9 protein-coding genes are annotated in these 11460 nt (G+C 70.4%); 2 read left to right on the top strand and 7 right to left on the bottom strand.

Going from position 1 to position 11460, the window contains the following annotated elements; translation table 11 throughout:
* Nucleotides 1-84: 84 nt before the first annotated feature.
* Nucleotides 85-552, bottom strand: a complete 468-nt coding sequence (locus tag ACFWAR_RS33840; RefSeq protein ID WP_354383732.1) for an RDD family protein — start codon at nt 550-552, stop codon at nt 85-87.
* 185 nt (nt 553-737) lie between these two features.
* On the opposite strand from ACFWAR_RS33840, the gene glnA reads away from it, so the two are divergent.
* Nucleotides 738-2147: a type I glutamate--ammonia ligase gene (glnA, locus tag ACFWAR_RS33835; protein ID WP_385785699.1), complete on the top strand. Its 1410-nt coding sequence runs from the start codon at nt 738-740 to the stop codon at nt 2145-2147.
* A gap of 76 nt (nt 2148-2223) precedes the next feature.
* On the opposite strand, the gene ACFWAR_RS33830 is transcribed toward glnA, so the two are convergent.
* Nucleotides 2224-2877, bottom strand: a complete 654-nt coding sequence (locus ACFWAR_RS33830; RefSeq protein WP_385785696.1) for a TetR/AcrR family transcriptional regulator — start codon at nt 2875-2877, stop codon at nt 2224-2226.
* A gap of 86 nt (nt 2878-2963) precedes the next feature.
* On the opposite strand from ACFWAR_RS33830, the gene ACFWAR_RS33825 reads away from it, so the two are divergent.
* A complete protein-coding gene (locus ACFWAR_RS33825; RefSeq protein WP_385785693.1) occupies nt 2964-3734 on the top strand; it encodes an SDR family NAD(P)-dependent oxidoreductase in 771 nt (256 codons plus the stop codon).
* An 11-nt stretch (nt 3735-3745) separates the two neighbouring features.
* On the opposite strand, the gene ACFWAR_RS33820 is transcribed toward ACFWAR_RS33825, so the two are convergent.
* From ACFWAR_RS33820 to lpdA, 5 genes are all read right to left on the bottom strand, one after another.
* Complete coding sequence (locus ACFWAR_RS33820) at nt 3746-4264, bottom strand: DUF4240 domain-containing protein (RefSeq protein ID WP_385785690.1); 519 nt, start codon at nt 4262-4264, stop codon at nt 3746-3748.
* Between the two features lie 145 nt (nt 4265-4409).
* Nucleotides 4410-7094, bottom strand: a complete 2685-nt coding sequence (gene aceE, locus ACFWAR_RS33815) for a pyruvate dehydrogenase (acetyl-transferring), homodimeric type (RefSeq protein ID WP_385785687.1) — start codon at nt 7092-7094, stop codon at nt 4410-4412.
* A 213-nt stretch (nt 7095-7307) separates the two neighbouring features.
* On the bottom strand, nt 7308-7931 hold the full coding sequence (locus ACFWAR_RS33810) for a GntR family transcriptional regulator (RefSeq protein ID WP_354383738.1): 624 nt from the start codon (nt 7929-7931) through the stop codon (nt 7308-7310).
* Nucleotides 7932-8095: 164 nt separating this feature from the next.
* Entirely contained in the window at nt 8096-9883 is a 1788-nt protein-coding gene (gene sucB / locus ACFWAR_RS33805) for a 2-oxoglutarate dehydrogenase, E2 component, dihydrolipoamide succinyltransferase (protein WP_385785684.1), read from the bottom strand.
* 57 nt (nt 9884-9940) lie between these two features.
* Entirely contained in the window at nt 9941-11329 is a 1389-nt protein-coding gene (lpdA, locus tag ACFWAR_RS33800; protein WP_330330062.1) for a dihydrolipoyl dehydrogenase, read from the bottom strand.
* Nucleotides 11330-11460: the final 131 nt, after the last annotated feature.

Genomic DNA, 11460 nt, shown 5'->3' with positions numbered 1-11460 from the left:
TTCCTTTTTTTTTTTTTCCCCCCCCCCACTGTGGGGCCCCCCCCCCCCCCCCCCCGGCCCCCCCCCCCACTTCGCGTACCGGGATCAGATGCGGACCTGGACGGCGCGCGCGAGGCGGTCGTGCAGGCCGCGGGCGTCGCGGTCCCAGATGACCGCCGGGATGACCAGGGCCAGCAGCAGGGTGCGCAGCACCACGCGGCCGAAGCCGAGGCGCCCGCCGTTCTCCGAGATCACCCGGAGGCCGAGGATCCGCTTGCCGGGGGTGAAGCCCACGGTGCCCACCGTGAGGATCGCCAGGGCCACGAAGAGCCCCAGGGTCCAGTTGCCCGTAGCGGTCGACTCGCCGTGCGTGATCAGCCCGTACGTGATGACCAGGCAGCCGGTCCAGTCGATGGCCACGGCGGCCAGCCGGCGGCCGAAGCGGGCCACGGAGCCCGGGCCCTCCTTGGGGAGGCCCAGCTGCTGGCCCGGGTAGCCGAAGTCGGCGCCCATGTCCTCGGCGGCCGCGCGGGGGCCGGACAGCCACGATCCGATTGCTTGCCTGTTGTCCACCCGACCACGGTACCCGTGGTGCTCCCGCGGCCTCCGCCGGGACCCTGGTTAACTTGTGCGAAACAAATGGGTCATGCTTGAGAAATCCCGTCTGCTTATGGTCGGGTCAGCGTGCGGCACCGCACTGACGCACCACGAGCTATGCAACCCGTCCCTCCCCCGGGGCCGGGAGTAGGAGGAGTTGGATGTTCCAGAACGCCGACGAAGTGAAGAAGTACATCGCAGACAACGACGTCAAGATGGTCGACGTCCGTTTCTGTGACCTGCCCGGCGTGATGCAGCACTTCACGATCCCCGCAGGCGTCTTCAACCCGGACGAGGAACTGGCCTTCGACGGCTCCTCGATCCGCGGCTTCCAGGCGATCCACGAGTCCGACATGGCGCTGCGCGCGGACCTGTCGACGGCTCGACTGGACCCGTTCCGTCGTGACAAGACGCTGAACATCAACTTCTTCATCCACGACCCGATCACGGGCGAGGCCTACAGCCGCGACCCGCGCAACATCGCGAAGAAGGCCGAGGCGTACCTCGCCTCCACCGGCATCGCCGACACCGCGTACTTCGGCCCCGAGGCCGAGTTCTACGTGTTCGACAGCGTGCGCTTCGCGACCAGCGCGAACGAGAGCTTCTACCACATCGACTCCGAGGCCGGCGCCTGGAACACCGGTTCGGAGGAGAACAACCGCGGCTACAAGGTCCGCTACAAGGGCGGTTACTTCCCCGTCGCCCCGGTCGACCACTTCGCCGACCTGCGCGCCGAGATCTCCCTCGAGCTGGACGCCCAGGGCCTCCAGGTCGAGCGCCAGCACCACGAGGTCGGCACCGGTGGCCAGGCCGAGATCAACTACAAGTTCAACACGCTGCTCGCCGCGGCCGACGACCTGATGCTCTTCAAGTACATCGTGAAGAACGTCGCCTGGCGCAACGGCAAGACCGCGACCTTCATGCCGAAGCCGATCTTCGGCGACAACGGCTCGGGCATGCACGTGCACCAGTCGCTGTGGGCGAACGGCGACCCGCTGTTCTACGACGAGGCCGGCTACGCGGGCCTGTCGGACACCGCCCGCTACTACATCGGCGGCATCCTCAAGCACGCGCCGTCGCTGCTGGCGTTCACCAACCCGACGGTGAACTCCTACCACCGCCTGGTGCCCGGCTTCGAGGCCCCGGTCAACATGGTCTACTCGCAGCGCAACCGCTCCGCCGCGATGCGCATCCCGATCACGGGCTCGAACCCGAAGGCCAAGCGCGTCGAGTTCCGCGCCCCGGACCCGTCGTCCAACCCGTACCTCGCCTTCTCGGCGCTGCTCCTCGCGGGCCTCGACGGCGTGAAGAACAAGATCGAGCCGATGGAGCCGATCGACAAGGACCTCTACGAGCTCTCGCCCGACGAGCACGCGAGCGTCCCGCAGGTCCCGACCTCCCTCGACGCCGTGCTGCGCGCGCTGGAGGAGGACAACGAGTACCTCCAGGCCGGCGGCGTCTTCACGTCCGACCTGATCGAGACCTGGATCGACTACAAGCGCACCCACGAGATCGCCCCGATCGCCCTGCGCCCGCACCCGCACGAGTTCGAGCTGTACTTCGACCTCTAAGCCGCGCCGTAGCACCAACGAGGGCCGCCATCCCGCACCGGGATGGCGGCCCTCGGGCGTTCCCGCACGCCGTCGCTCACCGCACCGCCGGCATGCCGCTCGTCAGGTCGTGCAGGCAGCGGAGGGCGAGGGCGGCGGGGGAGCCCGGGCCCGTGGTGGGGCCGTCCGTCGTGGACCAGACCTCCAGGGCGACGCGGATGGCGTCGGTGGCCGCCGCGGCGAGGAGGCGGACCGACAGGGCGTCCGCGTCCGGGCCGGCCAGTCGGGCGATCAGGGGGACCAGCTGTTCCTCGGACTCCTGGTTGACCCGGTACCAGACGGCCCGCAGGGCCGGGTCGCCGGCCGCCGCGCGCAGCAGGCCGCGGGTCACCTCCAGGCCCTCGCCGACGGAGAGCAGGTCGGTGAGGGAGCGGGTGACGGCGCGCTCCAGGGCTTCGGCCAGGGGGGTGCCGGGGAGCTCCTCGGCGAGCAGCGCCCGCCACTCGTCGCCCCCGCCCGCGAGCAGCGGCGCCACGGCTTCCTGTTTGTTGCGGAAGTAGCGGTAGAACGTGCGCAGTGCGACGCCCGCGCGGTGCGCGATGTCCTCGGCGGTGGTGCCGTCGGGGCCGTGTTCGGCGAAGAGCTCGCAGGCGGCGCGGGCGATGTCCAGCTGGGTGGCGGCCTTGCGCCGTTCGGTCAGGGACTGCGCTGCGGGGCCGGGCTGGGGAGAGTACGGACGGGGAGATCTCACCCCCGAAGCCTACCTCTGCCCATAGCATTGGACGGCATTCATTGACATGCTGGCAAAACGTGCCATCGAGTCGTACGCTCGGTCCCATGAACCGTTACGAAGGACGTCGCGTCCTCATCACCGGCGGTGGCTCCGGCATCGGCCAGGCCACCGTCCACCGCATCCTCTCCGAGGGCGGCCGGGTCCACACCGTGGACGTCAGCGAGGCCGGTCTGAAGGCCACCGCCGAGCGGGCGGCGGCCGACGGGCACGCCGCAGCGCTCACCACCGCGGTCCTCGACATATCCGACGAGGCCGCCGTACAGGCGGGCGTGGCCGAGGCCGTCGCGGCCCTCGGGGGCCTCGACGTACTCGTCAACGCCGCCGGGATCCTGCGCTCCGCGCACACCCACCGGACGACGCTCGACTTCTGGAACAAGGTCATCGCGGTCAACCTGACCGGCACCTTCCTGATGATCCGCGAGGCGATCCCGGCGCTGATCGAGGGCGACCAGCCGGTCGTCGTCAACTTCAGCTCCACCTCGGCGTCCTTCGCCCACCCCTACATGGCCGCCTACGCGGCGAGCAAGGGCGGCATCCAGTCGATGACCCACGCCCTCGCCGCCGAGTACAGCAAGCAGGGCGTGCGCTTCGTCGCCGTCGCCCCGGGCTCCATCGAGAGCGGGATGACCACGGGCAACGGCCCCGGCCTGCCCGAGGACACCGACTGGAGCCTGTTCACCAAGCTGGCCCCGGCCCTCGGCCAGGGCTTCGCCGGACCGCAGACCGTCGCGGGCGTCGTGGCGATGCTCGGCTCGGAGGACGGCGCCTTCATCACCGGTACGGAGATCCGCATCGACGGCGGCACGCACTACTGACGAGCGGCTCCTCAGCCGCCGAAGCGGTCCCAGAGCCGGGGGAAGTGCTCCGCCAGCCCGGCCTCGTCCTCGAGGTCGAGCACGGTGCCCTCCGGCTCTGCGGCCTGCTCGGGGACGCCCAGGTCCGGCGGCTGCGCGCCGGTCAGCTGCTCGTACGCCTCGTCGGCGGCGTAGCCCAGCTCCTCGCCGTCCCCGTCGATCTCCTCGTCGAAGTCGCCCAGCAGCTCCGCGAGGTGCTCCGGGTCGTGCACCGCGCCCTCGAAGACCTCCCGGCCCTGGCCGATCAGCCAGCAGCGGAAGAAGTCGAAGGCGTCGTCGCTCGCCCCGTTCAGCAGGACGGCGGCCGCCCCCCACAGCTCCCAGGTGTACGCGCGGTTGTACCGGGATTCGAAGTGCCGGGCGAAGTCCAGGACGGAGTCCGGGTCGAGCCGCACCAACCGTTCCACGAGCAGGTCGGCATGGTCCTCGGGGTCGCCTCCGGCGGCCGCGCGGGTGCTGTCGACGATCTCCCAGAACTCCGTCTCGTCCATCACCGCTCCAGCATCACGGCTGCGACCCCCACCCGCCACCGCGCGTACGGCGAAAGGCCGGTGTCCGCCCCCGGAAGGGGTGGACACCGGCCTTTCGGCTCAGTGCTCGGTGTTCAGTGCTCGGTGCTCGGTGGAGCGCCCGGGCTCAGAGGCCGTAGCGCTCGCGGGCTTCCTTCACGGACGAGGCCGGAACCTCGCCGCGGCGGGCCAGCTGGGCCAGCGCGGCGACCACGATCGACTGGGCGTCGACGCCGAAGTGGCGGCGCGCACCCTCACGGGTGTCGGAGAGGCCGAAGCCGTCCGTGCCCAGCGAGGTGTAGTCCTGCTCGACCCACTGGCTGATCTGGTCCGGGACCTGACGCATCCAGTCGGAGACGGCCAGGACCGGGCCCTGGGCGCCTTCCAGCGCGCGGGTGACGTACGGCGTGCGCACCTCGCCGCGCAGCAGGGCCTCGTCGCACTCCAGCGCGTCGCGGCGCAGCTCGCCCCACGAGGTGGCGGACCAGACGTCGGCGGAGACGTTCCACTCGGCGGCGAGGAGCTTCTGCGCCTCCAGGATCCAGTGGATCGCCGTGCCGGAGGCCATGAGCTGGATCTTCGGGGCGTCGGCGGCCGGGGCCGCCTCCGCCAGGTCGGCCGCGGTGTTGAAGCGGTACAGACCCTTGATGATGCCTTCCTCGACGCCCTCGGGCATCGCGGGCTGCACCTTCGGCTCGTTGTAGACCGTCAGGTAGTAGAAGACGTCTTCCGGCTTCTCGCCGTACATCCGGCGCAGGCCGTCCTTGACGATCACCGCGATCTCGAACGCGAAGGCCGGGTCGTAGTTGAGCGACGCCGGGTTCGTGGACGCGATCAGGTGCGAGTGGCCGTCCGCGTGCTGGAGGCCCTCACCGGTCAGCGTGGTGCGACCGGCGGTGGCGCCGACGATGAAGCCCTTGCCGAGCTGGTCGGCGAGCTGCCACATCTGGTCGGCGGTGCGCTGCCAGCCGAACATCGAGTAGAAGATGTAGAAGGGGATCATCGGCTCGCCGTGCGTCGCGTACGACGTGCAGGCGGCGATGAAGTCGGCCATGGCGCCGGCCTCGGTGATCCCCTCGTTGAGGATCTGGCCGTCCTTGGCTTCCTTGTAGTACATGAGCTGGTCGCGGTCGACCGGCTCGTACGTCTGGCCGAGCGGCGAGTAGATGCCGGCCGACGGGAAGAGGGACTCCATGCCGAAGGTGCGGGCCTCGTCGGGGACGATCGGCACCCAGCGCTTGCCGGTCTCCTTGTCCCGCATGAGGTCCTTGACGAGCCGGACGAAGGCCATGGTGGTGGCCATCTCCTGCTTGCCGGAGCCCTTGAGCAGCGGGGCGAAGGAACGGTCCGCCGGCGCGGGCAGGGCCACGTGCTTGACCTTGCGGGCCGGGGCCGGGCCGCCGAGCGCCGCGCGGCGCTCGTTGAGGTACTGGACCTCGGGGCTGTTCGCGCCGGGGTGGCCGTACGGGACCTGGCCGTCGGCGAAGGCGCTGTCCGGGATCGGCAGACCGAGGAGGTCGCGCATGTCCTTGAACTCGTCGACCGTCAGCTTCTTCATCTGGTGGTTCGCGTTCTTCGACTCGAACCCGGCGCCCAGCGTGTAGCCCTTGACGGTCTGCGCGAGGATGACCGTCGGAGCACCCTTGTGCTCCAGCGCGGCCTTGTACGCGGCGTAGACCTTGCGGGGCTCGTGGCCGCCGCGGGAGGTGTGGAAGCACTCGGCGATCTTCGCGTCGGAGAGCACACCGGCCAGCTGCACGAGCTCGGCGTTGGCGCCGAAGAAGTGCTGGCGGATGTAGGCCACGTCGCGGGTCGCGTACGTCTGGAACTGCGCGTCCGGTACCTCGCGCAGGCGGCGCACCAGGGCGCCGGTGGTGTCGAGCTGGAAGAGCTCGTCCCAGGCGGAGCCCCACAGGGACTTGATGACGTTCCAGCCGGCGCCGCGGAACTGGGCTTCCAGTTCCTGGACGACGCGGAAGTTCGCGCGGACCGGACCGTCGAGGCGCTGCAGGTTGCAGTTGATGACGAAGGTCAGGTTGTCGAGCTGCTCGCGGGAGGCCAGGGCCAGGGCGGCGGTCGACTCGGGCTCGTCCATCTCGCCGTCGCCGAGGAAGGCCCAGACGTGCGAGTTGGCGGTGTCCTTGATGCTCCGGTTGTGCAGGTAGCGGTTGAACCGCGCCTGGTAGATCGCCGAGAGCGGGCCGAGGCCCATGGAGACCGTCGGGAACTCCCACAGCCAGGGCAGGCGCCGCGGGTGCGGGTAGGACGGGAGGCCGTTGCCGCCCGACTCCTGCCGGAAGAGGTCGAGCTGCTGCTCGGAGATCCGGCCGTCGAGGAAGGCGCGGGCGTAGATGCCGGGGGAGGCGTGGCCCTGGATGTAGAGCTGGTCGCCCGATCCGTCGGACTCCTTGCCCCGGAAGAAGTGCTGGAAGCCGGTCTCGTAGAGCCAGGCCGCCGAGGCGAAGGTGGCGATGTGGCCGCCGACGCCGTACTTGGAGCCGCGGGTCACCATGGCGGCCGCGTTCCAGCGGTTCCAGGCGGTGATCCTGGCTTCCATCGCCTCGTCACCGGGGAACTCCGGCTCCGCGGCGGTGGGGATGGTGTTGACGTAGTCCGTCTCCAGCAGCTTCGGCAGCGCGAGGCCGGCGGCCTCGGCGTGCTGGAGCGTGCGGCGGAGCAGGTATTCGGCGCGGCGCGTACCGGCGGCCTGTGCGACGGCGTCGAGGGAGGCCGCCCATTCGGCGGTCTCCTCGGTGTCGCGGTCCGGGAGCTGGTCGAGCTCGCTCGGAAGCTTTCCTACGGGGTCGGACATCGGTGTGCGCCGCCTTCCGGACAAAGGAGAGGTGGTGGAGAAAATCCCTGACGGGCAGGACAGGGTCGTTGGACCCGGGTGGGGTCCGCGGACGACTGTAAATCGCTGATCGATGATCGATCAAACGAAAGTGGCGAAAAAATGGCCATGTGACAAAAGTCGGCACCGGGTGCCATGAATCAAGGCACCCGGTGCCGGGCAAATCAGGTCAATTCAGGCGCGCGGAGCGCACCCCAGGACGTGCCGCTTCACCAGCAGACCGATCTCGGGGTCGCGGTTGCGGAAGGCCTCGACGAGCGAGGCGTGCTCCTCGGCGTACGACTTCTGCACGGTTCCCAGCCAACGGATCGACAGGGCCGTGAACACCTCGATGCCCAGGCTCTCCCAGGTGTGCAGCAGCACGCTGTTCCCGGCGGCCCGCACCAGCTCCCGGTGGAAGCCCACCGTGTGCCGCACCTGCGCCGTGCCGTCCTCGCTGCGGTCGGCCTCCCACAGGGCCGCCACGTGCGGCTCCAGGGCCGTGCAGTCGGCCGCCAGGCGGGGCGCCGCCAGCTCGGCGGCGATCTGCTCCAGGCCCGCGCGGACCGGGTAGATCTCCTCCAGGTCGGCCGCGGAGAGGTTGCGCACCCGCACGCCCTTGTTCGGCGCCGACTCGATCAGCCGCAAGGTCTCCAGCTCGCGCAGGGCCTCGCGCACCGGCGTCTGGCTGACCTCCAGCTCGACGGCGATCCGGCGCTCCACGATCCGCTCGCCGGGCTTCCAGCGCCCGCTGACGATCCCCTCCACGATGTGCTCGCGGATCTGCTCGCGCAGCGAGTGCACCACGGGTGGCGTGATCATCGGGTCTTCATCTCCTGATCGGTGTGCAGGGCCGGGCGGACCGGACACGGGCCGCCCGAGGGGGGAGCCGCCCGATGCCCTAGAGAATACGGCGGCGCCCCCGCCCGGAAGTATTCCGGACGGGGGCGCCGACGGTGAGGCTCGTTACAGCAGCGGTGTCGCTAGAGGCCGAGCTCGACCTCGAACTCGCCGGCCTCCAGGATCGCCTTCACGGCCGAGAGGTACCGGGCCGCGTCCGCGCCGTCCACCAGGCGGTGGTCGTAGGACAGGGTCAGGTACGTCATGTCGCGGATGCCGATGTTCGTGCCCTCGGCGGTCTCGATGACCACCGGGCGCTTGACCGTGGCACCGATGCCCAGGATGGCGACCTGGTTCGGCGGCACGATGACGGTGTCGAACAGCGCACCGCGCGAGCCGGTGTTGCTGATGGTGAAGGTCGCGCCCGACAGCTCGTCCGGCGTGATCTTGTTGCCGCGGACCTTGGCGGCCAGCGAGGCGGTCGCCTTGGAGATGCCCGCCAGGTTGAGGTCACCGGCACCCTTGATGACCGGGGTCATCAGGCCCTTCTCGGAGTCCACGGCGATGCCGATGTTCTCCGAGTCGAAGTAGGTGATCGTGCCCTCGTCCTCGTTGATCCGGGCGTTGACGACCGCGTGGGCCTTCAGCGCCTGGGCCGCGGCCTTGACGAAGAACGGCATCGGCGAGAGCTTGACGCCCTCACGGGCCAGGAACGAGTCCTTGGCCTGGCCGCGCAGCTTCATGATCTTGGTGATGTCCACCTCGACCACGGAGCTGAGCTGCGCCTGCGAGTGCAGCGCCTTCATCATGTTGTCGCCGATGACCTTGCGCATGCGGGTCATCTTGACCGTCTGACCGCGCAGCTCCGAGACGGCGGCCGCGGGAGCGGCGGCCTTCGGGGCGGCAGCGGCGGCCGGAGCCGGAGCGGCGGCAGCGGCCTTGGCGGCCTCGGCGGCGGCCAGGACGTCCTGCTTGCGGATGCGGCCACCGACACCGGTGCCCGTCACCGCGGACAGGTTGACGCCGGACTCCGAGGCGAGCTTGCGCACCAGCGGGGTCACGTACGCGCCCTCGTCACCGGCGGAGACCGGCGCGGCGGGAGCGACGGGCGCCGGAGCGGCGACCGGGGCCGGAGCGGCGACCGGAGCCGCAGCCGCGACCGGGGCGGCCACGGGGGCCGGAGCGGCCGGGGCGACCGGAGCCGGAGCGGCGACGGGTGCCGGGGCGGCGACTGGGGCGGGAGCCGCGACCGGGGCCGGAGCCGCGGCCGGAGCCGGGGCGGCGGCGGCCGGGGCGGCCGCGGGAGCCGCGCCCGCCACGCCGATGACGGCCAGGCGAGCGCCGACCTCGGCGTTCTCGTCCTCGGCGACCAGGATCTCCAGCAGGGTGCCCGCGACGGGCGCCGGGATCTCGGTGTCGACCTTGTCGGTGGAGACCTCCAGCAGCGGCTCGTCGGCCTCGACCGACTCGCCGACCTGCTTCAGCCAACGGGTGACGGTGCCCTCGGTGACGGACTCGCCCAGGGCGGGGAGCACGACATCGGTGCCGGACGCGGCGGGCGCGGCGGCGGGGGCGGGGGTCTCGGCCACGGGGGCCGGAGCCGCCGGGGCCTCGGCGACCGGAGCCGGGGCCGCGGGGGCCTCGGCGGCGGCCGGCTCGGCGGCGGGGGCCGCGGCCGGAGCCGGGGCACCGCTGCCGTCGTCGATGACGGCCAGCTCGGCGCCGACCTCGACGGTCTCGTCCTCGGCCACCTTGATGGAGGCCAGGATACCGGAGACGGGGGAGGGGATCTCGGTGTCGACCTTGTCGGTCGAGACCTCGAGCAACGGCTCGTCGGCCTCGACGCGCTCGCCCTCGGCCTTCAGCCAGCGGGTGACGGTGCCCTCGGTGACGCTCTCACCGAGCGCCGGAAGGGTTACGGAAACCGACATGGTTTCAGTTGCTCCTAACGAAAGTGCGGAAGTGGTCGTCGCGCCCGTGACTGTGGATTAGTCGTGGGAGTGAAGCGGCTTGCCGGCCAGGGCCAGGTGGGCCTCGCCGAGCGCTTCATTCTGGGTCGGGTGCGCGTGGATGAGCTGCGCGACCTCGGCCGGCAGAGCCTCCCAGTTGTAGATCAGCTGGGCCTCGCCGACCTGCTCGCCCATCCGGTCGCCGACCATGTGGACGCCGACCACGGCACCGTCCTTGACCTGGACGAGCTTGATCTCGCCCGCGGTCTTCAGGATCTTGCTCTTGCCGTTGCCCGCCAGGTTGTACTTGAGGGCCACGACCTTGTCCGCGCCGTAGATCTCCTTGGCCTTGGCCTCGGTGATGCCGACGGACGCGACCTCGGGGTGGCAGTACGTGACGCGCGGGACGCCGTCGTAGTCGATCGGGACGGTCTTGAGACCGGCCAGACGCTCCGCCACCAGGATGCCCTCGGCGAAGCCGACGTGCGCGAGCTGGAGGGTCGGGACGAGGTCACCGACGGCCGAGATGGTCGGCACGTTGGTCTGCATGTACTCGTCGACCAGGACGTAGCCGCGGTCCATCGCGACGCCCTGCTCCTCGTAGCCCAGACCCTGCGAGACCGGGCCGCGGCCGATGGCGACCAGCAGCACCTCGGCGTCGAAGGTCTTGCCGTCGGCCAGCGTGACGCGCACGCCGGTCTCGGTGTACTCGGCCTTCTGGAAGAAGGTGCCGAGGTTGAACTTGATGCCGCGCTTGCGGAACGCGCGCTCCAGGATCTTCGAGCTGTTCTCGTCCTCGACCGGGACGAGGTGCTTGAGGCCCTCGACGACGGTGACGTCGGTGCCGAAGGACTTCCACGCCGAGGCGAACTCGACGCCGATGACGCCGCCGCCCAGGATGATCGCGGACTCGGGCACGCGGTCCAGGACCAGCGCGTGGTCCGAGGAGATGATGCGGTTGCCGTCGATCTCCAGGCCCGGCAGCGACTTCGGCACGGAGCCGGTCGCCAGCAGGACGTGGCGGCCCTGGACGCGCTGGCCGTTCACGTCGACGGAAGTCGGGGAGGAGAGGCGGCCCTCTCCCTCGATGTAGGTCACCTTGCGCGAGGCGACCAGGCCCTGCAGACCCTTGTACAGGCCCGAGATGACCTCGTCCTTGTACTTGTGGACACCGGCGATGTCGATGCCCTCGAAGGTGGCCTTGACACCGAACTGGCCCGCTTCGCGAGCCTGGTCAGCGACCTCGCCCGCGTGCAGCAGGGCCTTCGTGGGGATACATCCGTTGTGCAGGCAGGTGCCACCGAGCTTGTTCTTCTCGATCAGGGCAACGTCGAGACCCAGCTGGGAGGCCCGCAGCGCCGCGGCGTAACCGCCACTGCCACCGCCGAGGATCACTAGGTCGAAAACGGTGCTGGCGTCGTTCGCCACGTCACGTCCTCCATGCATGTGCGCCGGGCGCCGGTCCTCTGGGACCGGGCGGCGGCTGGTAATCGGCCGCTTTTCTTCGGCCCTGTGGTGGGGGCCCTGTCCTGCCGAGAACCCATCTTCGCATTTGTCGG

It is taken from the genome of Streptomyces sp. NPDC059917 (assembly GCF_042730635.1).
Lineage (GTDB): Bacteria > Actinomycetota > Actinomycetes > Streptomycetales > Streptomycetaceae > Streptomyces.
This window is presented reverse-complemented; position numbering and strand designations above follow the sequence as displayed.

Coding starts and splice junctions, on each gene's coding strand:
- ACFWAR_RS33820 (WP_385785690.1), bottom strand. CDS start 4,264: ATGGACGAGACGGAGTTCTGGGAGATCGTCGACAGCACCCGCGCGGCC.
- glnA (WP_385785699.1), top strand. CDS start 738: ATGTTCCAGAACGCCGACGAAGTGAAGAAGTACATCGCAGACAACGAC.
- aceE (WP_385785687.1), bottom strand. CDS start 7,094: ATGTCCGACCCCGTAGGAAAGCTTCCGAGCGAGCTCGACCAGCTCCCG.
- sucB (WP_385785684.1), bottom strand. CDS start 9,883: ATGTCGGTTTCCGTAACCCTTCCGGCGCTCGGTGAGAGCGTCACCGAG.
- ACFWAR_RS33825 (WP_385785693.1), top strand. CDS start 2,964: ATGAACCGTTACGAAGGACGTCGCGTCCTCATCACCGGCGGTGGCTCC.